Origin of the sequence: Polymorphum gilvum SL003B-26A1, from assembly GCF_000192745.1 — a bacterium.
Lineage (GTDB): Bacteria > Pseudomonadota > Alphaproteobacteria > Rhizobiales > Stappiaceae > Polymorphum > Polymorphum gilvum.
Window position 1 is genome coordinate 653,740 of sequence record NC_015259.1, and the last position, 22,434, is coordinate 676,173.

Annotated in this window: 25 protein-coding genes and 2 pseudogenes; 18 read left to right on the top strand and 9 right to left on the bottom strand. The window is 63.9% G+C overall.

The genetic code is table 11. From position 1 onward, the window contains the following. Positions 1–8 precede the first annotated feature (8 nt). Complete coding sequence (locus tag SL003B_RS03125) at positions 9–374, bottom strand: winged helix-turn-helix transcriptional regulator (protein WP_242390321.1); 366 nt, start codon at positions 372–374, stop codon at positions 9–11. A gap of 180 nt (positions 375–554) precedes the next feature. Here SL003B_RS03125 and SL003B_RS03130 point away from each other — a divergent pair, with 180 nt between their 5' ends. The 6 genes and pseudogenes from SL003B_RS03130 to SL003B_RS23225 form a co-directional block, all read left to right on the top strand. After that, the gene (locus SL003B_RS03130; protein WP_013651369.1) at positions 555–1,415 is read left to right on the top strand and encodes an SDR family oxidoreductase; all 861 of its coding nucleotides are present in this window, start codon (positions 555–557) and stop codon (positions 1,413–1,415) included. A gap of 78 nt (positions 1,416–1,493) precedes the next feature. Then, a complete protein-coding gene (locus tag SL003B_RS03135) occupies positions 1,494–2,276 on the top strand; it encodes a DNA helicase UvrD (protein ID WP_013651370.1) in 783 nt (260 codons plus the stop codon). A 380-nt stretch (positions 2,277–2,656) separates the two neighbouring features. Further along, positions 2,657–3,049, top strand: a complete 393-nt coding sequence (locus tag SL003B_RS03140) for a DUF2958 domain-containing protein (protein ID WP_013651371.1) — start codon at positions 2,657–2,659, stop codon at positions 3,047–3,049. Between the two features lie 15 nt (positions 3,050–3,064). Beyond that, positions 3,065–3,379: a hypothetical protein gene (locus tag SL003B_RS03145; RefSeq protein ID WP_013651372.1), complete on the top strand. Its 315-nt coding sequence runs from the start codon at positions 3,065–3,067 to the stop codon at positions 3,377–3,379. Positions 3,380–3,443: 64 nt separating this feature from the next. Further along, complete coding sequence (locus SL003B_RS03150; protein ID WP_013651373.1) at positions 3,444–5,243, top strand: ParB/RepB/Spo0J family partition protein; 1,800 nt, start codon at positions 3,444–3,446, stop codon at positions 5,241–5,243. A 66-nt stretch (positions 5,244–5,309) separates the two neighbouring features. Continuing rightward, positions 5,310–5,408, top strand: a pseudogene (locus SL003B_RS23225) (IS1595 family transposase); the annotation flags it as partial. Positions 5,409–5,625: 217 nt separating this feature from the next. Here the strand turns inward: SL003B_RS23225 and SL003B_RS03155 are convergent. Genes SL003B_RS03155 through SL003B_RS03170 form a run of 4 tightly spaced genes read right to left on the bottom strand, consistent with a single transcriptional unit; the run spans position 5,626 to position 10,583 of the window. Further along, positions 5,626–6,804, bottom strand: coding sequence for an acetate/propionate family kinase (locus tag SL003B_RS03155; protein ID WP_013651375.1), 1,179 nt, complete (start codon positions 6,802–6,804; stop codon positions 5,626–5,628). Next, on the bottom strand, positions 6,801–8,207 hold the full coding sequence (locus SL003B_RS03160) for a bifunctional enoyl-CoA hydratase/phosphate acetyltransferase (protein WP_013651376.1): 1,407 nt from the start codon (positions 8,205–8,207) through the stop codon (positions 6,801–6,803). The genes SL003B_RS03155 and SL003B_RS03160 overlap by 4 nt, the downstream gene beginning before the upstream one ends. Positions 8,208–8,214: 7 nt before the next feature. After that, on the bottom strand, positions 8,215–9,996 hold the full coding sequence (locus SL003B_RS03165) for a PHA/PHB synthase family protein (protein WP_013651377.1): 1,782 nt from the start codon (positions 9,994–9,996) through the stop codon (positions 8,215–8,217). After that, the gene (locus SL003B_RS03170) at positions 9,993–10,583 is read right to left on the bottom strand and encodes a TetR/AcrR family transcriptional regulator (RefSeq protein ID WP_013651378.1); all 591 of its coding nucleotides are present in this window, start codon (positions 10,581–10,583) and stop codon (positions 9,993–9,995) included. The genes SL003B_RS03165 and SL003B_RS03170 overlap by 4 nt, the downstream gene beginning before the upstream one ends. 144 nt (positions 10,584–10,727) lie before the next feature. Between SL003B_RS03170 and SL003B_RS03175 the strand changes: the two genes are divergently transcribed. Next, a complete protein-coding gene (locus SL003B_RS03175; protein WP_013651379.1) occupies positions 10,728–11,072 on the top strand; it encodes a phasin family protein in 345 nt (114 codons plus the stop codon). A 264-nt stretch (positions 11,073–11,336) separates the two neighbouring features. Further along, positions 11,337–11,465 (top strand): annotated as a pseudogene (locus SL003B_RS23775) (beta-ketoacyl-ACP reductase); the annotation flags it as partial. On the opposite strand, the gene SL003B_RS03180 reads toward SL003B_RS23775, so the two are convergent. Next, positions 11,432–11,689, bottom strand: a complete 258-nt coding sequence (locus tag SL003B_RS03180) for a hypothetical protein (RefSeq protein WP_013651380.1) — start codon at positions 11,687–11,689, stop codon at positions 11,432–11,434. The pseudogene SL003B_RS23775 and the gene SL003B_RS03180 sit on opposite strands and share 34 nt — an antisense overlap. A gap of 386 nt (positions 11,690–12,075) precedes the next feature. Here SL003B_RS03180 and SL003B_RS23230 point away from each other — a divergent pair, with 386 nt between their 5' ends. The 7 genes from SL003B_RS23230 (at position 12,076) to SL003B_RS03220 (ending at position 17,550) form a co-directional block, all read left to right on the top strand. Further along, positions 12,076–12,261 (top strand): hypothetical protein, encoded by a 186-nt coding sequence (locus SL003B_RS23230; protein ID WP_148259243.1) that lies wholly within the window; start codon positions 12,076–12,078, stop codon positions 12,259–12,261. Positions 12,262–12,634: 373 nt separating this feature from the next. Further along, positions 12,635–12,886, top strand: a complete 252-nt coding sequence (locus tag SL003B_RS03190) for a hypothetical protein (RefSeq protein WP_013651382.1) — start codon at positions 12,635–12,637, stop codon at positions 12,884–12,886. Between the two features lie 910 nt (positions 12,887–13,796). Further along, positions 13,797–14,093 (top strand): DUF736 domain-containing protein, encoded by a 297-nt coding sequence (locus SL003B_RS03195; RefSeq protein ID WP_041375792.1) that lies wholly within the window; start codon positions 13,797–13,799, stop codon positions 14,091–14,093. Positions 14,094–14,159: 66 nt separating this feature from the next. Next, positions 14,160–14,669 (top strand): hypothetical protein, encoded by a 510-nt coding sequence (locus SL003B_RS03200; protein WP_013651384.1) that lies wholly within the window; start codon positions 14,160–14,162, stop codon positions 14,667–14,669. 281 nt (positions 14,670–14,950) lie between these two features. Then, on the top strand, positions 14,951–15,316 hold the full coding sequence (locus SL003B_RS03205; protein WP_013651385.1) for a hypothetical protein: 366 nt from the start codon (positions 14,951–14,953) through the stop codon (positions 15,314–15,316). 520 nt (positions 15,317–15,836) lie between these two features. Beyond that, positions 15,837–16,055 (top strand): hypothetical protein, encoded by a 219-nt coding sequence (locus SL003B_RS03210; RefSeq protein ID WP_041375359.1) that lies wholly within the window; start codon positions 15,837–15,839, stop codon positions 16,053–16,055. Between the two features lie 305 nt (positions 16,056–16,360). Then, a protein-coding gene (locus tag SL003B_RS03220; protein ID WP_085997572.1) for an IS3 family transposase occupies positions 16,361–17,550 on the top strand; the annotation gives its coding sequence in 2 pieces (ribosomal slippage) (positions 16,361–16,613 and positions 16,613–17,550; 1,191 coding nt in all). 15 nt (positions 17,551–17,565) lie between these two features. Here the strand turns inward: SL003B_RS03220 and SL003B_RS03225 are convergent. Continuing rightward, the gene (locus tag SL003B_RS03225; protein WP_013651389.1) at positions 17,566–17,925 is read right to left on the bottom strand and encodes a hypothetical protein; all 360 of its coding nucleotides are present in this window, start codon (positions 17,923–17,925) and stop codon (positions 17,566–17,568) included. Positions 17,926–17,945: 20 nt separating this feature from the next. Then, positions 17,946–18,632, bottom strand: coding sequence for a hypothetical protein (locus SL003B_RS03230; protein WP_013651390.1), 687 nt, complete (start codon positions 18,630–18,632; stop codon positions 17,946–17,948). A gap of 483 nt (positions 18,633–19,115) precedes the next feature. Between SL003B_RS03230 and SL003B_RS03235 the strand changes: the two genes are divergently transcribed. The 3 genes from SL003B_RS03235 (at position 19,116) to SL003B_RS03245 (ending at position 22,047) form a co-directional block, all read left to right on the top strand. Then, positions 19,116–19,310: a hypothetical protein gene (locus tag SL003B_RS03235; protein ID WP_041375345.1), complete on the top strand. Its 195-nt coding sequence runs from the start codon at positions 19,116–19,118 to the stop codon at positions 19,308–19,310. Between the two features lie 504 nt (positions 19,311–19,814). Next, on the top strand, positions 19,815–20,366 hold the full coding sequence (locus SL003B_RS03240) for a plasmid mobilization protein (RefSeq protein WP_041375346.1): 552 nt from the start codon (positions 19,815–19,817) through the stop codon (positions 20,364–20,366). Next, the gene (locus SL003B_RS03245) at positions 20,356–22,047 is read left to right on the top strand and encodes a relaxase/mobilization nuclease domain-containing protein (protein ID WP_013651392.1); all 1,692 of its coding nucleotides are present in this window, start codon (positions 20,356–20,358) and stop codon (positions 22,045–22,047) included. Before SL003B_RS03240 ends, SL003B_RS03245 begins: the two co-directional genes overlap by 11 nt. 6 nt (positions 22,048–22,053) lie before the next feature. On the opposite strand, the gene SL003B_RS03250 is transcribed toward SL003B_RS03245, so the two are convergent. Further along, positions 22,054–22,425: a hypothetical protein gene (locus SL003B_RS03250; RefSeq protein WP_041375347.1), complete on the bottom strand. Its 372-nt coding sequence runs from the start codon at positions 22,423–22,425 to the stop codon at positions 22,054–22,056. Positions 22,426–22,434: the final 9 nt, after the last annotated feature.

Below are 22,434 nucleotides of genomic sequence, written 5' to 3' on the forward strand. Positions count from 1 at the left end.
GGCCTTCGTCAGCGGTCGTCCGGCTGCAAGTTCAGCCGGGGGCCGATTGCGAGGGAGGGAGAGGTGGTGGCGTCCCGGCCTTCCCTCTCCGGCCATCCCCGCGCCAGCCAGCGGCGCGAGACATTTTCGAGCGCGTCGAACACGTCTCCAAGCTCTGCGCCTTGCGGCGTCAGGCCGTAAGAGACCTCCGGGGGGATCGAGGGAACATGGTGGCGATAGACGATGCCGTGTTCTTCGAGCATCCGCAGGCGTTGCGTCAGGACCTTCGACGAGATGCCGGGGATCGCCCGCCGCAACGCGCCGAAACGCAACGGCCCGTCCTGGCGCAGATGCCAGAGTATGTAAGTCGTCCATGACCCCATGAGCAGGCGCAAGAGCGCATCCACGGGACAGACTGGCGGCGGCGGGTTGCGGGGCACTTTGTGGTTACCTGAAGGTTCCTGCTTCCCTTTAGATACCATACCGACAATAATGATCGCCGTCGAGCGCCATGATGCCCCTGCGAGCGGCGGCTTGTCTTTGTTCACACGTGCAAAAAGGAAAGGAGAAGGGTCATGATACTCGTCGTTGGCGGAACCGGAACAATCGGCAGCGAGGTGGTCCGGCTGCTGAAGGCGGAGAACGCGCCCTTCCAGGCGCTGGTACGCGATCCGGCCAAGGCGGACGGCCTCAAAGCACAGGGCGTCGAGACGGTTGCCGGGGATCTGCGCCAGCCGGAAACCTTGCCCGAAGCACTACAGGGGGCCGAAAAGGTCTTCGTCGTCACCCCCCTCGTGCCGGACCAGGTGCAAATGCGCGCCAACCTCATCGCAGCGGCCAAGACGGCCGGGGTCAAGCATGTCGTCATGTCCACCGGCATTGGCGCGGCCCCGGATGCGCCCGTGCAGATCGGGCGCTGGCACGGTGAAAACCAGAAGCAGCTTCAGGAGTCCGGCATGGCCTGGACCTTCGTTCAGCCGGGGTTCTTCATGCAGAACCTCCTGATGTATGCCGAAGCAATCCGCGAGAAGGGCGAGTTCTATATGCCCTTGGGCGAGGGCAAGGTGAGCTGGATTGATGCGCGCGATATCGCCGCCGTTGCCGCCAAGGCTCTGACCGAGCCGGGACACGAGGACCAGGCCTACCCGGTAACCGGGCCGGAAGCGCTCAGCGGTGCTGAGTTGGGGACAATACTGACTGAGATTGCGGGTCACACGGTCAACTACGTTCCCATCTCGCTGGATCAGGCCAAGCAAGCGATGACGAGCATGGGCATGCCGGAGATGCTGGCGGAGGCGATGAACGAGCTTTACGCACTTGCCCCCGCCGGTCATCTGGCCGGCGTGCTCGATACGGTGGAGAAGGTGACCGGCCGCCCGGCGCGCAGCTTCTGGCAGTTTGCGCAGGACCATGCGCGAGCGTTCAAGAAGGATTGAAACAGCCGCATCAGGACAGTCCGGAGCCCGTCAAAGTCAGGGAACCGCAAAGCGCGGAAGCGGCTTGTTGATGCCGGTATGAAGGAATGGTCGCTGGCCATCCTCGTGCCGACGAAGAAGATGACCCGCTTGGTATCAGACGCCTTTCGGTTGCCGCCGGGCGGGATGACCGAGACTCCGCATTCGGCGGTTATCGAATTGGAAGCCGCGATCCTCGGCGCCGAGGTTATCGCTTTGCTCATGCAGCCGGATACCGATGGCGCTCACTTTGAGCGGTTCATCGCCCTGATACGCAACTACTTCCATGGCAAGGGCGGCGACACACCGACCAAAGGCGCTCTGAACGAGGCTGCCAATATCCAGAAAGCCTACGGCGAACACCTTGCTTGCCTCGCCACCGGCAAAGCGCTCCGAAAGAACAGCATCCTGGTTGCCATGCTCGCCGTCTATGGTCAGGCACGAGAACTCGCGCTCACCGGTGATCCGGACAAGGACTGGCGAGCCATGCGGCAACTTCTGGAGGACGGTGCCTGTCCACGGTTGAAAGAGATCGCTCAGGAGGTGCGGAACATCCGCGTGCTGGAGCGGGGCACCCAACTCCGTCAGGCGCTTTCTCAAGACTGGCGGGACAACGGCGCCTATCGCAACGCGCTGGCAATCATTCGGCAGGCATTCGTCCAGGAGCATTTTTCCACCAACGCCAAACCTGAGACCGGTGTCGTCGTGATGAATATGCACAAGGCCAAGGGTAAGCAGTTCGACGAAGTGATCATCTTCGAGGGTTGGCCGATTAGACTAAGCGAAAAGGCCAAGCGGTCTTCCTCTACCCCCTCTGCGGGCGTGCCCGCAACGCCCCGGTAGCCGCCGCACCGGGACCCGCGCTGACGCTACCCCGTGCGGCGGATAAGGACGGCCCTACGGGCCGATGTTGATTTCTTTCTTCGCGCTGCGCGCGGAACCTCTCTGGCCAGCTTGTGCCGACCCCGCCGGGCTTGCCCAAGGTCGCCGTCCGGCCCGCCCGCTCCGTTCGGGCAGCAAGCTGCCCTCCCGTGTTGGCCGGATTGCACCCCTTCGGGGCGGCTCTCTTGGAGCCCGCCGGATGTCGGCGCGCCGCCGCCAGGCCGACTGCACTGACTGACTATCACTGTTTCTCCTGTCGTCGCTCGCCGCTGGGCAGAGGTTCAGGCGCGGGGCGTGTGTGTCCTGTGCCGCCTGTAACGACTGCACGGAGGATTGAGCGAATGAACGACACGACGACGAACCTTGGCAGCGCTGCCGCGCTGCTGACCGACGAGCAACGCGCCCGCATGTTGCGGAACGGGCGGGAGAATGCCGAGCGCATCGACGACGACGGCAACACCCACGACTTCTGGCCTGTGGTGAAGCTGTTCTGCCCATGGGGCGCGGCGACGTGGCTGCTGTCCGAACTTGACCCCGACGAGCCGGATATTGCCTTCGGCTTGTGTGATTTGGGCATGGGCAGCCCCGAATTGGGCAGTGTGCGCCTGTCGGAGATAGCCGCCATCCGTGGCCCCGGTGGCCTGACCATCGAGCGCGACCAGCATTTCAAGCCGACCAAGAGCCTGACGGCCTACGCCGCCGAGGCGCGGCTTGCTGGCCGTATCGTCGCGTAGTCGGGAGGGCAGACCATGAAATGCCTTGCCGACTTCAAACGCGCCCTGCTGGCGCATCCCTGCTGGACGTTCCAGTACATCGACAACGAGCGCGATTGCGGCGTCCAGCGCCGCACCGTCGCCCACGTCCAGACCAACGGGGTGTGGTTCACCATGCCCGATAGGGGCGGCGGCAAGACGTGGCTGGACTTCCCGTCCGCCCGTCTTTGCCGTTTCCCCGACCCGCAAACGCTGGTCATCGACCACGGCGACGAGTGGGGCACCCGCCTCATCTACCGCATGGCGGCGGCAGATGCCGCGCTCGCCGACATCGCCATCACCAATGCCTGACCAACCCGCCCGCTTCGGTGACGGGGTGGGCAAGAAATGACGAAATCACGAAAGGACGAACACCATGACCATCCAGACCATCCCCCTGAACAAGCTGACCGTCGCTGACGGCAACAACCCCCGCCGCAGCATGGACGCCGCCGCCCTCAACGGGCTGGCAGCTTCCATCAAGGCCGACGGCCTGTTGCAGAACCTTGTCGTTCGCAAGGACGGGCGGAAATTCCGCATCGTGTCGGGCGAGAGGCGCTATCGTGCCCTGTCGCTGTTGGCCGAGCGCGGCGACATCGGCAAAGACCATCCCGTGCCCGTCGAGGTGCGCGGCGGGCTGTCGGAGGCCGACGCGCTGCGGCTTGCCACTGTGGAAAACATCCAGCGGGAGCAGCTTGCCCCCATGGACGAGGCCGAGGCGTTCGCCTCCCTGTTGGGCGAGGGTGCCAGCCTTGAGGACGTGGCCGCCAAGGCGGGCGTGTCGGTGCTGACCGTCAAGCGCCGCGTGGCGCTGGCCAGCCTGTGCGACGAGGCCAAGGCGTTGGTGCGGGAGGGTGAGTTTTCCCTGTCGGTTGCCGAGGCGCTGACCTTGGCCACCCATGACCAGCAACGCGCCCTCATCGAGCGGCTGGAGCAGGGCTATCACTACGATGCCGACGATGTGCGCGGCATGCTGACGGGCGAAAAGCCCGCCGTGTCGCTGGCCATCTTTCCGATGGAGCAGTACGACGGCACCGTCACCGCCGACCTGTTCGCCGACGACGACAACACCTTCTTTGACGATGCCGAACAGTTCTTCCGCTTGCAGTCGCAAGCGGTCGAGGCGTTGGCCGCGCATCACCGCGAGGCGGGCGCGGCCTTCGTCGACGTGCTGACCGAGGGCTATGCGCCATGGTGGCAGTACCGCGAGGCCAACACCGAGCAGGACGAGGCGGGCGGCGTGGTCATCCACTTCAAGCCGAGCGGTCGGGTGGATGTGCGCGAGGGGCTTGTCCGCCGCGACGTGCGGCCGAGCGTGGCCGAGGAAACGGCAGCCCCCGCCGCGCCTAAGCCGCAGCCCGAATATACGGGGCCTGTGGTGCGCATGGTGGCTGCCCACAAGAGCATGGCCGTCATGGAAGCCTTGCTGGCCGATGCCCGCAAGGCCAAGGAAGTCGCCGTCATCCAGATGATGCGCGGTATCCGCTATCACGGGCGCATCGCGGTCGATGCCCACCCCGCGCTGGCGTTCTTTTCTACCAGCGACAGGCCGCCCGTCAGCTACAGCGCCGTGGAACGGACGGCGCAGGAGTTCGTCGCGGCGTTGGGCTTGGAGGGCGGCGAACGCCACCCTTACGCCCGCCCCAGCCGTGGCGCGTGGGATGTGCTGTTGGGCGACGACAAGAGCGCCGCGCAGCTTTACGCGGCGGTGAAGACTCTGTCCGACAGCGAACTTGAGCAGTTGCACCTGCTGCTGACCGCGCTGGCCTTCGGGCAGGAGAGCATGGAGGCGCTCGACACCACCGACAGCCTGTTCAATCAGGTGGCCGTGGATTTGGGCGTGGACATGCGCGACCGCTGGGTGCCCGACGAGGACTTCCTCTATCGCCGCCGCAAGGAGCATCTGGAAGCCATCGCCCGCGAGAGCGGGGCGGTCAGCCGCCTCGGCAAACTCAAGGACTACGCCAAGGGCAAGCTGGCCGCCGCGCTGGCCAATCACTTCCAGCGCTGTGCAGAGGACGACGCGACCTTGCCCGCCGACCTGCGGGAGCGCGGGCGCAACTGGCTGCCCGGCGCGATGCTGTTCCCCGCCGTGACGGCGGATACGCCCGCCGAGCAGGAGGCCGAGGACATCGAGGCGGATGAACAGGACGACCTCACCGAGGCGGCGGCGTAACCGCCCACGGTTGCCCTGTCGGGTCACGCCCCGACAGGGCTTTCGCCGCTTTCCATAAGGGCGTTTGCCGGCGTGGTCGAGGTCGGCGACGGCGGCCTTGGGCGCATCCGGCAGGCCCAGATCGACGACTTCTCCGCCGAGAGCCTGCACGCTTTCCGCGCCCTGCTCGGGCTCGTAAGGCTTTCTTTCCATTCTGATCAACAATATAAATGGCGGTTTCTTTCGTTGAAACGTCCAGTCAGGCGAAATAATTCATTCTGTGAAATCCTTTTTGTTCTGAAGAAGGGTACATAACCTTCTTCATCATTTAAGACAAAAATTCATACACATCATCCGCAACAAGACCGCGTTTGCCGGCGAGATCGACAATGGTGGACAAGGCTCACTCCTCCAAGGCCTGCAATGTTTCGCGCGCGATCACCTGCTCCTCATCGGTGGGGATGACAAATACCGAAACCCGGCTGGCCGAGCTGCTGATCACGGCGGCGTTCTTCTCGTTGGCAGACGGATCGATCTCGATACCGAGCCACATCAAACGCCGACAAACCTCGGCTCGGATCCACGGCTGATTCTCACCGATGCCGGCGGTGAAGACGATGCCGTCGAGCCCGCCGAGTGTCGCGGCAATGCGCGACAGCTCGCCGGCGATGCGGAAGGTGAAGAGGTCGAGCGCCTGCCTGGCTTCCGGCAAGGCGCTCGCCAGAAGCTCGCGGCTGTCGGCGCTGATGCCCGAGACGCCGAGCAGCCCACATTGCCGATAGAGGAGGTTTTCGACCTCCTTCGCGTCGCGTCCCTCGGTGTCGAACAGATAGAGGATGACGCCCGGATCAAGGGCGCCGCAGCGCGTCGCCATCGGGATCCCGTCGAGCGCGGAGAATCCCATGCTGCTGTCGCGGCTGGTCCCGTTTTCCATCCCGCACAGGCTGGCGCCACTGCCGAGATGAGCGACAATCACATTGCCCTTGGCGACCTTCGGCGCACGTCGGGCCAGCTCTTCGGCAATGAACTTATAGGACAAGCCGTGGAAGCCGTAGCGTCTAATCCCTTTGTCATGCAGCTCACGGGGAATGGCGAACCGCCGGACGACGTCAGCATGACCCTGATGGAAGGCCGTGTCGAATGATGCGATTTGAGCGAGCTCCGGACGCCACGCGCGAACGGCGCGGATGAGCCGGAGCGACTGCGGTTGGTGGAGCGGAGCCAGCCGTGTGAGCGTGTCGATTTCTGCGATCACAGCCTCATCAAGCCGAACCGGGCCGTGGAAGCGATCGCCACCATGGACCACGCGATGGCCGATAGCGGTGGTTGCGGTCATGTCAAAATGCCGAGCCAGCCAGCCGAAGGTCTCGGCGATGACGTCGGTCAGGTCGTCGGATGCCGTAGCATTGAGGGCGATCTCGAAGACCTGTGGACCTTCGAAGATGCGAAAGTGGAGAGGCGTTCTGCTGAAGTCAATGACAGCTTTGGCAAGCCGCTTGACACCGGTCGTTTCCGTCTCGAACAGGCCGATCTTGACCGTCGAAGAGCCGGCGTTGAAGGTAACGAGCAGGTCACCCGTCATGGTGTCGGTAGGCCCGCCGCCGGGCGCGGCGTGGCGACGAGTTTGGCGAGCGCGGCGGAAGCCACACGGGCCGTTAGCGGGTCGGAGCGACTTGTGAGCACAATCGGCACGCGCGCACCAAGGACAAGGCCGGCCGCCACAGCGCCGGCGAAGTGGATGAGCTGCTTGGCCAGCATGTTGCCGGCTTCCAGGTCGGGCACGAGCAGGATGTCGGCATAGCCGGCGACGGAAGAGTGAATTCCCTTGGTCCGCGCAGCATCGGGACTGATGGCGTTGTCGAAGGCGAGCGGACCATCGACCAAGGCGCCGGAAATCTGGCCACGCGCCGCCATCACGGTGAGTGCGGCTGCGTCCAGCGTGGCTGGCATCTTTGGATTTACCGTCTCCACCGCGGCGAGCGCGGCGACCTTCGGCGTCTCCATGCCCAGGCCGTGCAGGAGGTCCACGGCGTTCTGACAGATGTCGCACTTCTGCTCGAGGGTCGGCTGGATGTTGATGGCTGCGTCGGTCACGATCAGCGGCTTGTCGTAGGCGGGCACGTCCATGGCGTAGACGTGGCTGATCCGCCGCTCGGTTCTGAGGCCAGAGCCGGGCGCGACGACGGCGCCGAGCAACTCGTCGGTATGAAGGCTGCCCTTTACGAGCACGCTCACCTTGCCGGCGACGGCGAGCTCGACGGCATGGGCGGCGGCGGCATGGCTATGCGGAACGTCCTCAATCGCGATGCCGTCGAGTGAAACCTGCGCTCTCTCCGCGGCGGCACGGATCTTTGCTACCGGTCCGACCAGGAGCGGCTCCAGCAAACCCTGATCTCGCACCTCAACCGCCGCCAGAACCGCTTCGGGCGAGCAGGGATGCACGACGGCGGCCCGGATGGCGGGAAGGCTCCTCGCGTCCCTTATGAAATGTTCGTAACGATCGCGCCGCCGGAGCGAGACGTCAGGCAGTCGAGTGGTGGGCCATTCGATCGTGCGGGTGGGGGCGATGACAGTCGCAGTTCCTGTTAGAACCTGCTCGCCCTTCTGGTTCGTGCACGTGGTGTCCAGAACAACGAGATGCTTGTCTGGCGTCTTCTCCCTGACTTGCACGGTCGCGGTGACGATGTCGCCAGGGGCGACGGGTTTCAGGAAATGAAGGTCCTGACTCAAATAAATCGTGCCAGGACCCGGAAGCTTGGTGCCAAGCACGGCCGAGATCAGCGCTGCCGTCCACATACCATGGGCAACAACGTGGCCGAACAGGTCGGTGGCCGCGAACGTCGCGTCGAGATGCGCCGGATTGACGTCGCCCGACACCGCAGCAAAGAGATCGATGTCGTCGCGGCCGACAATGCGGACCAACGAGGCGGTGTCGCCGACCCTCAATTCGTTGAAGGTCCGGTTCTTGAGGAATGTCTCGTTCATTCTGGCTTCACCGCTGAAGGACATAGGTGCCGGGCGCGTCTGCGATGGCCGGAAGGCCATTGCCGGCAGCACCGATGCCGGGTGGAGCAACGCGCACCGGGGTCGAGTGGCTGGCGAGCCATTGGGTCCACTCGTTCCACCAAGAGCCATCCTTCTGCTCTGCGGCGTGCGCCCATTCGTCGGGACCGAGACAAGGATCGGCGGTACGCTTGAGCGCGATTCGGAAGTGCCGACCCGGGTGACCAGGCTCGCTAACGATGCCCGCGTTGTGTCCGCCGGTGGTGAGGACGAAGGTCACATCGGTGTCAGTGAGCTGGTGGATCTTGTAGACGGATCTCCACGGCGCGACGTGGTCGCGCTCAGTCCCGACCACGAACATCGGCACGCGGATGTTTTGGATGGCGGTAGGCCTGCCCTCGACCATGAAGCGGCCGGCGGCAAGTTCGTTGTCGAGGTAGAGCCGCTGGAGATACTCGGCGTGCATCCGGTAGGGCATGCGGGTGGAATCCGCATTCCACGCCATCAGGTCGATCATCGGCGTCCGTTCGCCCAGCAGGTAGTCATGCACGAGGCGCGACCAGACGAGGTCGTTGCTCCGCAGGAGCTGGAAGGCTCCCGCCATCTGGTCCGCGGAGAGATACCCCCGATTCCACATCATACTGCCGAGGAAATGCATCTGACTGTGGTCGATGAACAAGGCAAGCTCGCCGGGCTCGGTGAAGTCCGTCTGCGCTGCAAGTAGCGTCAACGTGGCCAGCCGGTCATCTTTTCTGCGGGCCATCGCGGTCGCCGCGATGGTCAGCAACGTGCCGCCAAGGCAATAACCCGTTGCGTGAATTTTCGCTTCCGGAACGATCGCGCTCACCGCGTCCAATGCCGCCATCACACCCATCCGCCGGTAGTCGTCCATGGTAAGGTCGCGGTCGGCCGCCGTCGGATTGCGCCAGGAAATGCAGAAGACAGTGTGACCCTCCTCGACCAGGTGGCGGATGAGCGAGTTCTGGGGGGACAGATCGAGAATGTAGTATTTCATGATCCATGCCGGAACGATCAGCACCGGCTCGGCAAACACGGCTTCCGTCGTTGGCGCGTATTGGATCAGCTCGATCAGATGGTTGCGGTAAACCACCTTTCCCGGCGTGACCGCGACGTTGCGGCCGGGCAGGAAATCATCGCTGCCCACCGGCGGCTGCCCGGTGGCGAGACGCCGGACGTCCTCGAGCCAGTTCTGGTACCCTTCAAGGAAGTTCGCGCCGCCTTTCTCGATGGTCCTTTGAATCACCTCGGGATTGAGAAAGGCGTTGTTTGACGGTGAGAGCATGTCGAGCAGTTGCCGCGCCGCGAAGGAAATCACCTCTTCATGATGCGGCGTGACACCCGGCACTTCGTGGGTGACGTTGTGCCACCATTGTTGATTGAGCAAGAATGCCTGCGCGAAGGCCGCGTAAGGCTGCTTCGTCCAGCCTTCCGCGCTGAAGCGCGAATCTCCAGGCAGGGGCTCGATGCAGCGCGGCGTGTCGGGATGGGTGCTCGCGGCGGCAAGATAGGCCGTTAAGCGTGCCGCTTTGCGGCCCGCCTTGTTGACGAGCTCCATCCGCTTGCCCGGCGCAAATGCAAGATGGATCGACCAGTCGAACAGGGCGAGGGCCAATGAGGCTGGCGACATCCCCCCGGTCATCTGGGCGGTGAGCGCCTCCCGCATGCGGTCCATGGCGCGGTAAGCCTCGGTGCCGACGCTGTCGTGGCCGTCCATTGCAGCCTTGACCGCGGAAGACTCCGCTGTTGTCATTGCTCGTCTCCCCGAGCCGGCAGATCGCCGCCGGCCAGCACTTTGAGCGCCTGCGTGGTGAGGTCCTCAACTGCCCCGCTCTTGCCATCGACGAGCGGCTTGATCTGCAGGACATCCCTGAGGACGCCGACCCCGAGGATAAAGGCCGCTATCAACGCGGCGCGCTGCGTTGAGGGTGGACTGGTCGTTTTGGAAACCGACTCGATGAAATCGGTGAGAATGGTCTCCCGCAGAACGCTGGAGGCGTCGCTGCTACTCAGCGAATGCACGATGATGTCGATCGGGCGAACCTCGTCCTTGTCGCCCATCGCCTGATCAGCGAAGAGCACCGCGCAGAGCCTGTCGACCAGGTCGTCGGGCGAGTTCGCATGGAAACGTTCCGCGCGTGCCGTTGCGCGGACGGCTTCGGCCAAAAGCATCTCCTTCGAACCAAAGGACCGGTGCACATGTGCAACATCGACGCCCACATCGGCAGCGATGGCTCTCAGGGACGCGTCCTCATAGGACAGCCGCGCGAACCGGCGGATTGCTGCGTCAAGAATCTGCTCGCGCTTCAGCGCCGCAGCCTGCGCTGTCGACCGAGCCATGGGAACTCCAAATTCTGGTTGCTTATGGGGAAAGAATAGCGGTAGTATTTAAACCAGTCAACAATTGTTGATCTAATTCATTTTAATCATGCGCGCTGGCGGGAGACGTTTGTCTAACCCAGCCTTACGAAAGGAACGTGTGCTATGACTGCAGAAACGGCGACACAGAAGGCACAGAAAGCCCAAACAATCGCATCTGAACCGGTATTCCCTCCCTCCGGCAATACTGCTGACTGGCTCAAATCGGTTACCGAGGCGTCGACCAAGCTCTATGTTGGCTGCTGGGGGAAGGCCATCGACCTCGCGGCGGACCGGTTGCAAGATCAGGCGGCTTATCTGAAGTCGCTCTCCCAGTGCACCGATCCTGCCGAGGCCTTAAAGCTCAATGCGGCGTTCGCCCAGCAATCGGCCTCCTGCCTCCTCGAGGATGGACCGAAGCTGTTCGACAGTTTTCGTTCGAGTGTCGCAACAATCGGGCTCGCAAAATAGCGTCTCGTCTGCTGCGTTTCGTGTTGTTCAGCAGGCCTCGACACATAACGTCCGCGTTCTAGCGGACGCCGCCGTTTCAATTCGTAGACGCACCATTCTCGGATCTCAGACGTAAGGCGCCCTCCCGCGTGCCGAGCGAGTTGCGAGCGCAATCTGGAGAGAACTGGCGCGCCGAGTTGACGCCATACGCGACCAATAGAATCGTCAAAGGGAGGTGAACCGCAGGCCTTTTGGAAAGGCAGCTGAAACCTAAGGAATTCTATCATGAGTCGTATCGCGCTTGTCACGGGAGGCGTCACCGGTATCGGTGCGGCCACCTGCGTCGCCCTTAAGGCCGCCGGTTACCGGGTTGTCGCCCACTACTTCGGCAAGGATGCCGAGGCAACCGCATTCGCAAAATGCGGGGGATGTCCCGAGTTGTATAAAAAGCACTCCGCATCGCTGAGATAGCGCATCCGCTCATTTCTGATCTTGGTGATCCGGTTCACGCCGTCCAGCGGGCTCGACCCCGTCCACCCCCACTGGATCGCGTATTTGAACAGCACCGCCAGCATGTCGCGGTAGTGCTTCGTCGTCTTGCGGCTCTTCGGCTTGGGCGGCGCCTTCTGGGCTTTCATCTCTCGCCTTCCTCGGGCGGCTTGCGCCGGCCGTCGCCGGCGGCAGCAAGCTCCGCGAGCTTGTCGCTGACCGTGTCGGCGGTGATGTAGGCGAGGGAGTATTGCCCGAGGGTCTTTTCCCAGTAGGCGAGGAAGGAGCCTTCCGCCCGCTTGGTGCTCTCTCCCGGTGGACGAACACTTCCTTCCGGAAGCGGTCGATCACGTCCTGGAGAGTCTTGCTGGCAGCCGTGCGGACGACGTTCTTGAGCTCGCCCTTGCGGATGCCGCTCTCGGTGTCTAACGCCCACTGCTTGGCATCCGTCAGCCGCTTGACCGACCGAGGAAGCCCGCCCCGAAGGGCGGGCTTCCTTTTCGTTCTTTCGTCAATTCGTTATCGGTGGGTCATCATGCCCGTCATCGTCACCGTCGCGGTCATCGCCTTGGCCGCTTTCGTCAGCGCCGGAACCGGTAGCGCCGATGCCTTCGTGGCGGTGCTTTTCGTCGGCCCGTTCGCGGCTATTGGGCTGTTCTATGTCCTGATGCTCGTCGGCCGGCTTATGAAGGCAATCCGAAGCGGACCGCATTCTCGCTGACCGTGCTCCCACGTGCGCCGTGCCGTGCTGGCGTGGCGCACTCCTTGGATTTGAGACTTCGCTGCTGCTGAAACAGAATCGTCTATTCTGTCAACATTCGGAACAGCAAGATGAATTACTGTAAATGTTGTTTTCAGTTAAACAGATTTCGAAGGAAATCTGGCGCGATCGCTTCAATGCAACAGAATAGACGATTTTGTTTCACAATATTCGCATATCCAGAGATGGATATATCCTCAGGGGCTGGCGGGGGACCGCCAGCCTCACCAGCGGAAAATTCGGCTGATCGAACGTGTTCGGGGGTGCCGCCAACCACCGTTGAGCGCCTCCAGCCACTATTGAGATCGAGCCCAACATAGGACAACCACATGACGTGAAGCTGAGGATTTACGAGGCGCAACTTTACAATAAATGGGTTCGGCTGTTGCTGGACACGGGCGAGCCCAATGTAACGGGCTTCAGCGATGCATGGGCCGACGCACGCTATGTGGAGGTCAAGGCAGAGTCCATCGAGCAAGCGGCACGGCTTCTCGCGCGCGACTATCCGTCGGAGGCCGGCTTCGTCATCAGCGGCATCGAGGAACTGCCAAACTCGAACGAACCGCGCATCAAGGTCGTCAAGTGAGGAAGCTCGGTTCGACGGTCTGCGTACTCGCTCTTGCCGCCTGTGCAGCTTCGCCGCGCGGCGCGACTGACGCCTATGTCCGGACAACCGGCGACCCGCTCGACTGCCCGGCTATCCGCATTGGCCTCATGGCGTGTCCCGCCACCTTGCATGACCATGTTGCTGAATGCGGATGCGCCGGAGCCATGCCGCGCCCAGTCGTCCACTATCTGTGCCGAGGCGGCCACTGGCAGCCCGTCAACGGGACATGCCCACCCTTGTCCGCCTCACACCGTTGAGCCGCCAACCGACGACAGGCGGCATCGAGCGTCACGGCTCTTCATAGGTAACCTTGCCGCTCGCCGATTAGATTGGCGTCGGGCGAGTATTCTCCCCCGGTCGTCTGCCGTGACCAATACCTCTCGCGCACCGTGCCGTTCAGGTGTGGCGTGCGCCGTTTTCTCGCCTGCACCTTGGGCTTCGTGACGGGGGCAGGCGGACTTCTCAACATCACCGATGAACGCGACCGGCCTGCTTCGGCCAAGCGGGATCTGATACTGCCGCGCCGCACGTCGGGTGAGGGGCGCTGAGGTCGCCAAGGCTGAGCTTCCTAACTGTTTGGATCGGTCAGCCACCCATCTGCGTCCTTTCCTGTCATGGCCACATCTGAGCCCGTCGCCCGTCCCCGCAACGGCGCACGGTCGGTTTCTTCCCCTGCGGCTGCGCCGCATTCCTCGCGGGCGCTACGCGCATCAAGAAACAGCCCGCTTGCCGTCTCCCACTGCGTTCCGCCCGCTTCGTGTCCCGGTCGGGGCTTCGCCCCTCCGCGCCTCTTGGGGTGCGGGGCCGTGCTTCGACGGTCTCTGTCATGGGCCATGGAAAGGTCGCGATGGGCGCGACCGCCAGAACCAAACGCAAGGAGACTTTCATCATGGCAACCATCGGCACCTTCACCAAGACCGACAGCGGCTTCACCGGCACCATCCAGACCCTCGGCCTCAAGGCCACCAAGGTCGCGATCACCGGCGTCGAGAAGACCAACGACTCCGCCCCCGACTTCCGCGTCAAGGCGGGCACCGTCGAGATCGGCGCGGCCTGGCACCGCACCAGCAAGGGCGGCAACGAGTACATCTCGATCAAGCTGGACGACCCAAGCTTCGTCGCCCCGATCTACGCCAACCTGGTCGAGCAGCAGGACAAGGGCTTCGCCCTCATCTGGAGCCGCTGACCGCAGGCGACGCCGCCCGCCATACGGCGGGCGGCACTGCCTCCGCATAGTTTAACGATTTAACGAATGGACGATTTCGACATGATCACTTTGACCGACATCCATATGCAACGCCTGCACGCCGAGGCCGCGCGCCTCTTCGAGGAAGCCGACCGCCGCCTCGCGACAGCCGAAGACACCGACGATTCCGAAGACTGGGATGCGTGGAAGGAGGCCGACGGCATAGCGGCCGGCTTCAAGCTCGCACTCCAAGCGGTCGCCAGCGAGGCGGCCAACCCTGAGCCGACGCCGCCCGCGCCTGCGCTCAGCTACGACGAATGGCGCGATGCCTATCGGCCTGTCCGCAACACGATCCGCAATGATGCGCCCTTCGACGGCCTGATGTTCGAGACCTTCGGCCCCGAACTCGACGCCGTCGCTGCGGCCGACCCGGCCTGCATCTGGACGCTCGTCAGCAGCGATGACGACGACGGCCTCTACCTTCTGTCCGGCTGCCATTTCGTCAACCGGATGGGCTACCTCGTCACCGAACGCCCGTGGGCTGGCGACGGCCAGCTTGAAATCCGCCTCGATTGAGGCGTCCATCAACTGCCCCCGTCGGTTCGCCGTCGGGGGCTTTTTGTGCTCCCGGTCGCCGTGCTGCGGCGGGGACGCACACATCCAGTCCCGACCCCTTCCGGTCCGTTGCCCGCCCTTCGGATGTTCGCGTTCGTAGCGGGCGGCGCCTTGCCGTCCATGACCTGCCCGCGCCGGCGGGCAGGCCCGCCCGTGTTGGTCAGGACGGCGGCGGCTCATGCCGCCCGCCCTTTCGGTCGCGTCCGTCAGGACGCGCAACCAACGACCGAAAGGAGATCATCATGGGACTGGATATGTACGCCTTCACCACCGCCGAGGCTGTCGAGGCCGAGGTGGACTTCACCGCCAAGACCGCCAGCGAACTCGCCTACTGGCGGAAACACCCCAACCTGCACGGATGGATGGAGCGGCTCTACCGCGAGAAGGGCGGGCAGGACGATACCTTCAACTGCGTCAACGTCGCGCTGACGGCCGACGACCTCGACCGGCTTGAAGCCGACATCGAGGCGAACGCGCTGCCCTTCACCGAAGGATTCTTCTTCGGCGCGACCGACGGCAGCGAGCGCGATGACGATCTGGCCTTCATCGCCAAGGCGCGCGCGGCCATCGCCGAAGGGAAGACGGTGTTCTACACATCGTGGTGGTGAGCCTCTGGCACCATCGACGAAGCCGCCCGGCAACGGGCGGCTTTTGTCGTGCTGGGGTAGGTTGGCTGACGGACGCCATGAGTCACCGCCGAGCAGGCCGGACGCAGGCGCCCCGGCTCAGCCTCGGTGCGCTGGCCGACGGGAACACTTGGCTCTCCCGCTGATCGTCGCCGTGCCCGGCAGGCGCCCGGAGCCCCGATGCCGCCGTCCGGCATGTCAGTCTGCGAGACAGCCGGCGTGTTCAGCCGGGGCCTTCCCATCCTTCCTCTGGCCGTGACCGGCGGGGCCTTCCTGACCTGGGCGAACGTGGCGCCGGCGGCGCCCGCCGCAACGGCTCGTGCCCGACTTTCTTCCCCTGGCCTTCGGCCATTCCTCGCGGTCGCTTCGCTCAAGAAAGACGGGCCTCGCCGTCCTCCACTTCGTTCCGGCCCTGCGGGTGCGGCTGGTCGCCTTTGCCGCCGCCTTTCGTCGCCCATGGAAGGCCGCGGTCGCGGCCAGGACAACGGAAGGAGGAAAGACCATGAACCGACTGAACACCACCGACAGCTTTCTGGACTTGACCTGGGACGAGTACGTCATCGAAGTCGAGGACAACTACCTGCTGGAGACCGGCGACGACATCGACGAAGACCAGTACGCCGACATCGTCCGGGCCTACGACCGGGGCCTGAGCCCGATCGGCTGCGCCATCGCCCTGATGGACCTGCGGCGTCACCAGGGTCGGCCGCTGGCCGCCTGACCCAGCCGCGACCGCGCACCCAGCCCCGTCGGGTATCCCGGCGGGGCTTCGTCATGTCCGGCGGGTCACTGCTGCCGCTGGGGTGCGGCGGCGACGGGCGGTTCGCTGCCGAGGTCAGGCCGCCTTCCGGCATGACCGAACGGACCGTTCAGCCTGATCCGGACGCGAAAAAAGCCCGACTTCCGCCGGGCTTGTCGATTGAAGAAGGCTTAGCCTTCGTATCTCGGGATACGGAAGTCGTGACCTGCCACTGAGTTTTTCCTCCACCTGGAGTTAGAGTCCGGCCTCGATTGAAGGACGGACAGATGAAGCGGAAGCGGTTTACGGAAGAGCAGATCATCACGGTGCTCCGGGAGCACGAGGCCGGAGCGAAGGCGAGCGATCTGGCTCGCAAGCACGGTGTCAGCGAGGCAACGCTGTATAACTGGAAGGCGAAGTATGGCGGGATGGACGTGTCCGACGCCAAACGTCTGAAGGCTCTGGAAGACGAGAACGCGAAGCTGAAGAAGCTGCTCGCCGACCAGATGCTGGAAGCCTCGGCACTTCGCGAGCTTCTGGCAAAAAAATGGTAGGGCCCGCCGCCAAGCGCGAAGCCGTCGCGCATCTGCAGGCCGTGATGGGCCTGTCGGAGCGTCGGGCCTGTTCCTTCGTCGGAGCCGATCGCAAGATGATCCGCTACCAGTCGAGCCGTCCGCCGGAGGCCGAACTGCGCGGCAGGCTACGTGACCTTGCCAATGAGCGCCGACGCTTTGGCTATCGGCGGCTGTTCATCCTGCTGCGGCGGGAAGGCGAGCCATCCGGCATCAACCGCATCTATCGGCTCTACCGGGAAGAAGGGCTGACGGTTCGCAAGCGCCGGGCGCGGCGGCGAGCAGTGGGCACACGAGCGCCGATCCTGGTCGAGGCAAGACCGAACGCACGCTGGTCGCTGGACTTCGTGCACGACCAGTTCGCCTGCGGGCGGCGCTTTCGCGTGCTCAACATCGTCGATGACGTGACGCGCGAGTGCCTGGCCGCGATCCCGGACACATCGATCTCCGGTCGTCGGGTGGCACGTGAACTGACCGACCTGATCAGCCGTCGCGGCAAGCCGGACATGATCGTTTCGGACCACGGCACCGAGTTCACCTCGAACGCCATCCTCGCCTGGTCGAAGGATCACCGTGTCGAGTGGCACTACATCGCGCCCGGAAAGCCGATGCAGAACGGCTATGTCGAATCCTTCAACGGCCGGATGCGCGACGAACTGCTGAACGAGAGCCTGTTCTTCGGCATCGACCATGCGCGCAGCGCCATCGCCGAATGGAGGGAAGATTTCAACACCGCGAGGCCGCATTCCTCGCTCGGCTACCAGACCCCGGCGGCTTTCGCCGAGATCCTCACCGCAACCGGCTCCGACGCTCCGCTCGATGTGGGCTTCGCGTCTCCACCGGTTGCTCAACCCGCGCCCTACGGCGTAACAGAAACGGCCGAGGCTCTAATCGCCGCTGGATGAAAGTTCAGTGGCAGGTCAGTCGAGCACTGTCATGGCCAGTCGCGATGGGTCAGTCACCCGTTCTTCCGCCATTGCTTTGAGGACGATGCGCGTGAGCGCAATCTCAAGTTCTGCTGCGTCCTCTTCGTTCTCAGGCATCATGCCTCGGTATTCCTGGATTTCGTCCCAGAGGAACGACACCCAGTCGGGATGGATTGAGATAGGCGCCTGTTCCATCTCTTGCCGGATGGACTTTTTGCGGTTGCTGGACAGCCGGTTCAGCGTGTCCTTGACATCGACCTTGGCACGGCCTTCGGCATCGAGGCGATAGTAGTGTTGTCGCTGCCAGTAGTCGGACGGAAAGACGATCTCTTTTTCGGAAACGGTAACGGACATAGAGTCCTCCAGATGTTGAATTATCTGGAGGTGTTGGAATCGTCGGCCGAGAATGCAAGTGCCTCGGCTTCAGTTATTTTACCATGGCTGTTGATCCATATGGTGGAAGTCCGATCGGCATCGAGGGCTTCTTCAGACCGTCCGTACAACTCATTGACGCGATCCATCATCGCCAGAAGGTCGAACCGCTCGGCGAAGAGCTGAACCTCGATGGAGGTCGGATCGTTATCGTTTTCGACTTGGCGCATGAAGACCCCCAGGTCGGCACCGTAGCTTTCGTCGGCGAAGCGTTCGACCGACGGATACACCCGGTCGGGTTTCAATTTTGCGTCCAGGGCCAGATCCCCGTTCCTCAGGCTGGTCCAGATCGCCAAGTCCATCCGTTCGTCGAAATGGGCGACGGCGTTTCGAAAGCTCCGGTCGAATGTCTCGAACCGTTCCGGGCGCAGGCCGAGAGCAACACGCACCCAGCGCCGCCGTTCGGTGTCGTGATCCATCTTTGAGGGCCAGGCGATGTGGTAAGCCTGCGTCCCGTGATGGAGGGCCGTGTTCAGAAGGCCGAAAGCGCGGTATCCATCCTTCGCAATTACCGCGTCCAGCAGGTGAGGCATCGCATCGCGGGCGAGCGCCGTTTGCCGCTGCATCTCAAGGAGGAAGTAGCGGATCAGGTCCGGCACCAGAGCCGGCTTGAGCTTTGGCCAGTCCATGCTGGGCTCCGTCAGGCAGCGTATCTCAGAAGTCTGCCCAGGAGGCGCAGCAAGGCAAGCCGATCCCGCTGCCAATTCGATTTGTTTGTCGGGCTGTCCATTCCGTCTCATTCCTGGGGTACCGGCTGAGACGGCGGCGAAAAGCCTTCGACGTTCCGCCATACCGCCGGAAGCTCAGCCCGGCCGAGGGGCGTCGGTCGCCCACGTCCGCTCTCCTCTTGGGAAAACAGCAGCCACACCAGCACGGGCCTTCGACTGCGGCCAATCTGGCATCGGCGTCGCCCGCCGCAACGGCTCGTGCCCGATTTTCTTCCCCGGCGCCTGCGGCGCCTTCCTCGCGGTCGCTGCGCTCCAAGAAAGACGGGCCTCGCCGTCCTCCGCTGCGCTGCGGCCCTCCGGGTGCGGCGGGCTCCTGCGCCGCTGCCTCATCTTGGCCACGAAGGCCGCGCGGTGCGGCCCAAGAAACCCAAGAGGAGACCGACCATGAGCAACCCATCCACCCTTGATCTCATCCGCAGCCTGACCTTCGACCAGTACGTCGAGTTCGTAACCATCGCCTTCGTCGAGTACTTCGACCGGACGCCCAACGGCGACGTGAAGTCGGGCGTGCGCTTCTGGTACGACATCAACGTCCACCCGGTAAGCGCCGCCCTGATGCTGCCCGACTGGGGCTACTGACCGCCGCCGCGCTCCCTCGCGCCAGCCCCGCAGGCTGCCCCTGCGGGGCCTTTCGCGTGCCTGTCCGCCGACATCCTTCGGGCGGCCGAGGCGGCGCTGGCGCGTCTCTCGCCCGCCCGCTGGCGCTGAGCTGGTTCCGGCAGCGGATGTTGTTGGTGGCCGTTGGCAGGTGTTGAGGCTTGTGATTCAGAGCGATTGCGGTTAGTATCGCGTTGTCCATCGTTGAGATTAAGTATCTGACCCGTCAGTCCGAATCCACTCCACCCTGTGGACCGACCCCATAAGTGGGGGAGGGTTTTCGTGTCACAGGGGGGAGGCAAGATGGATGTTGTGTTACAAAAACGTCCGTGTCGAGGCTGCCGCCCCGACACCGGCCCCGGCTCCGCCGGTCCGGCAAGCGTCCGTCTTTTCCACCCAACAGGCCCTGCATTCGACCTCCTGACGGGGTCTCAAGCTCATGGCATCTTGCTCTGCGAGGCCACCGGGACGGGGGCCATTTGACCCATGGCCAGACCGTCCCTCGATCCCCAGCGCAGGCGCTCCGAGACTCTGAACCTCCGCCTTTCGCCGACGGAGATGTACGACCTCCGGCGGGCTGCCGCCGAGGCTGGCGTGACGCTCGCGGAGTACGCCCGCGCCACCTTGGCGGGGCGGCGGCCGAAGCCCCGGCCGCTCAAGGACCGGGTGATGACGGCGCTGCTGTACGAGCTGTCGTCGATCGCCACGAACCTGTCCCAGCTTCAGGACGCGACGGGCGACGAGACGTTCGGGAAGTGGGCCAGCTATGTCGGTGGGGATCTGGTGGAGCGGGTGACCGACCGCCACGAACTGGCGCCGCTGATCGAGGACAACCTGGAGGCCATCAACGGGGTCGGCCACATGGTCAATGCCATGGCGCGGCGGGCGAACATGGGCAAGGAGCTCGACGCCCGCGACATCGAGGAGACCCTGTCCGTTCTTGGTCGCGTCCTGGAGCCAGTCCACAAGGCCGTGAAGCGCTCCGGAGGCACGCAGGACCGGGAGCCGAACCTGGGCGACGGACGGGATGCGCTTTAAGGTTCCCAAGCAGCAGCCGGAGAGCTTCCGGGCATCGGCCCTCTACCTCGCCGGGCTGGTGAAGGGGCTGTCCCCCGACCGGGTGGAGTTCGTCGAACGCCGCAACCTCCACACCGACGAGCCGCGCGCCGCCGCGGCTGTGATGGACGCCACCGCCCGGCAATCCGCCCGCTGCAAACAACCCGCCTACCACTTCATCATCACCTTCGACCCGAAGGACGCCGCCGCCGGCAAGGTCACCCAGGAGGTCAAGCGCAAGGTCGCCGACAAGGTCATCGAGCAGATGGGCCTGACCGAACATCAGGTGCTGGTCTATTCCCACAAGGATACCGACCATCCCCACATGCACTTTCTGGTCAACCGCATCCATCCGAGCCGGCATGTCGCCTATGACCGTCATCAGGACGGACGACGCCTGACCGGGATCACGATGGAGCTGGCCAAGGAGTTTGGCCTGAACGTGCTGCGCAACCGGGAATACGACCGGCAGCTCGGCCGTGACCGGGAGGATCAGGGCCTTCTACCGACCGACGCCGACTATTGGCAGGCCCGCCGCGACGGACGGCAGTTCCGGTCGCGCTTTGACGAAGAGGAGGTCACATATCTGCGGGAAACGCTCTATGACGACTTCCGCGGCGCCCGGAGCTGGGACGACTTGGGCGAGCGGTTGGCCGCCCGGGGCATCACCCTGGAGCGCAAGGGGCAAGGGATGGTGCTGACCGACGGCGAGCGGGAAGCCAAGCTCTCCGACATGGGCAAGGGCGTGCGCTTCCATGTGCTGGAGGAACGCTTCGGAGAGGACTTCGACGACTACATGACGCGGCGGGCCGCCGAGATCGCCCGCGCCGATCGGCAACCGGGCGAGCAGATCGACACCCGCGACCTGGACGATGCCGAGCGGCGCACCGTCGCAGGCTTCATCGCCGAGGAGCCGCGCGCCGACATGGCCGATTTTGCCGTCCGCCAGTTCGACGACGCGGATATGGACTTGCGTTACTGGAGCCAGATCGAGGCTTCCTACAGGTCGGCGGCCGGCAAGGTCCGCTACGCGGAGCGCCAGCAAGCTTTCAACGAGAAACAGGAGGGGCGCGACCAGACCTGGTTGGCCAAGCGCAGCCGAACCCTCGACGACATCCTCGCCAAGATCTACCGCGACGGGGGAAAGGCCCGGACACTCTGGGATGCGCTGGAAGAGAAGCATGGCATCCTCGATGCCGAGCGGATGATTGAGGAGAACCCGTTCATCCTCGGGGCCGTGCGCGGCATCCGCATGGGCGAGACCCGCTCCGCCGCACGTAAGGAGGCAAAGCGGTACTTCCGCTACCTGGCGGAACGACGTCGCAAATGGCGCGACGCTGTCAATCGTCTGGAGCACACCCGCGCCGAGATCGAGCGGGCACGACGACGGGTCGCGCAGGCAGTGCGGGACTATGAACTCTTGCGGGAGATTGCCGGCACGCCAGAGGCTTTGCGCGACACCGTGCTCGAAAAGATCAGGGCGCGAGCGCGTGCCCTCTCGCACGTGACCGAACGGGCCATCCAGCAAGCCAATCTGTCAGACGAGCGCCGCAAGCAGATGCACAGGGCGTGGCGGCAGGCCAAGGAACGCCGGCTGGAGCAGGAACGCAAACACGAACGAGGCCGGCCCTTCGGGCTCGACCTCAACCTGTTCGATGAATGAGGCGGCCTACTGTGATCTTGGCAGCCCGTCGCCCGCCCAGAAGGGGACGGCGTTCTCCCGGTCATACCAGCCGATGGCATAGCTGACCGTCGCTTCGTCGCCGTCCGTCACGACGGTTGCCATGCAGCGGCGATAGTCAGTGCCATCGGTGACATGAGTTTCGACTGCACTGTGCAGCCCAAGAATGACCTTGCCGCTCTGTGCTTCCAAAGCACCTCGCACCCGGTCAATCGTCCGGGCCTCATCGCAGCGCGGAAGTGCGGGGCTGGCGGCATGCGCCTTGGAAGCCACCACAACGACGAGCGGTATGTATAGGAGGCCGAGGACAAGGATGCCGAAAGAGGCATAAGCCTCAAAGTTCTTGGAAATCTCCTTCATGATTTCGTC

Excerpts from the sequence above, each read along its gene's own strand:
- SL003B_RS03130 (WP_013651369.1), top strand. The coding sequence starts at position 555 with ATGATACTCGTCGTTGGCGGAACCGGAACAATCGGCAGCGAGGTGGTC.
- SL003B_RS03135 (WP_013651370.1), top strand. The coding sequence starts at position 1,494 with ATGAAGGAATGGTCGCTGGCCATCCTCGTGCCGACGAAGAAGATGACC.
- SL003B_RS03140 (WP_013651371.1), top strand. The coding sequence starts at position 2,657 with ATGAACGACACGACGACGAACCTTGGCAGCGCTGCCGCGCTGCTGACC.
- SL003B_RS03145 (WP_013651372.1), top strand. The coding sequence starts at position 3,065 with ATGAAATGCCTTGCCGACTTCAAACGCGCCCTGCTGGCGCATCCCTGC.
- SL003B_RS03150 (WP_013651373.1), top strand. The coding sequence starts at position 3,444 with ATGACCATCCAGACCATCCCCCTGAACAAGCTGACCGTCGCTGACGGC.
- SL003B_RS03155 (WP_013651375.1), bottom strand. The coding sequence starts at position 6,804 with ATGACGGGTGACCTGCTCGTTACCTTCAACGCCGGCTCTTCGACGGTC.
- SL003B_RS03160 (WP_013651376.1), bottom strand. The coding sequence starts at position 8,207 with ATGAACGAGACATTCCTCAAGAACCGGACCTTCAACGAATTGAGGGTC.
- SL003B_RS03165 (WP_013651377.1), bottom strand. The coding sequence starts at position 9,996 with ATGACAACAGCGGAGTCTTCCGCGGTCAAGGCTGCAATGGACGGCCAC.
- SL003B_RS03170 (WP_013651378.1), bottom strand. The coding sequence starts at position 10,583 with ATGGCTCGGTCGACAGCGCAGGCTGCGGCGCTGAAGCGCGAGCAGATT.
- SL003B_RS03175 (WP_013651379.1), top strand. The coding sequence starts at position 10,728 with ATGACTGCAGAAACGGCGACACAGAAGGCACAGAAAGCCCAAACAATC.
- SL003B_RS03180 (WP_013651380.1), bottom strand. The coding sequence starts at position 11,689 with ATGAAAGCCCAGAAGGCGCCGCCCAAGCCGAAGAGCCGCAAGACGACG.
- SL003B_RS23230 (WP_148259243.1), top strand. The coding sequence starts at position 12,076 with ATGCCCGTCATCGTCACCGTCGCGGTCATCGCCTTGGCCGCTTTCGTC.
- SL003B_RS03195 (WP_041375792.1), top strand. The coding sequence starts at position 13,797 with ATGGCAACCATCGGCACCTTCACCAAGACCGACAGCGGCTTCACCGGC.
- SL003B_RS03200 (WP_013651384.1), top strand. The coding sequence starts at position 14,160 with ATGGACGATTTCGACATGATCACTTTGACCGACATCCATATGCAACGC.
- SL003B_RS03205 (WP_013651385.1), top strand. The coding sequence starts at position 14,951 with ATGGGACTGGATATGTACGCCTTCACCACCGCCGAGGCTGTCGAGGCC.
- SL003B_RS03210 (WP_041375359.1), top strand. The coding sequence starts at position 15,837 with ATGAACCGACTGAACACCACCGACAGCTTTCTGGACTTGACCTGGGAC.
- SL003B_RS03225 (WP_013651389.1), bottom strand. The coding sequence starts at position 17,925 with ATGTCCGTTACCGTTTCCGAAAAAGAGATCGTCTTTCCGTCCGACTAC.
- SL003B_RS03230 (WP_013651390.1), bottom strand. The coding sequence starts at position 18,632 with ATGGACTGGCCAAAGCTCAAGCCGGCTCTGGTGCCGGACCTGATCCGC.
- SL003B_RS03235 (WP_041375345.1), top strand. The coding sequence starts at position 19,116 with ATGAGCAACCCATCCACCCTTGATCTCATCCGCAGCCTGACCTTCGAC.
- SL003B_RS03240 (WP_041375346.1), top strand. The coding sequence starts at position 19,815 with ATGGCCAGACCGTCCCTCGATCCCCAGCGCAGGCGCTCCGAGACTCTG.
- SL003B_RS03245 (WP_013651392.1), top strand. The coding sequence starts at position 20,356 with ATGCGCTTTAAGGTTCCCAAGCAGCAGCCGGAGAGCTTCCGGGCATCG.
- SL003B_RS03250 (WP_041375347.1), bottom strand. The coding sequence starts at position 22,425 with ATGAAGGAGATTTCCAAGAACTTTGAGGCTTATGCCTCTTTCGGCATC.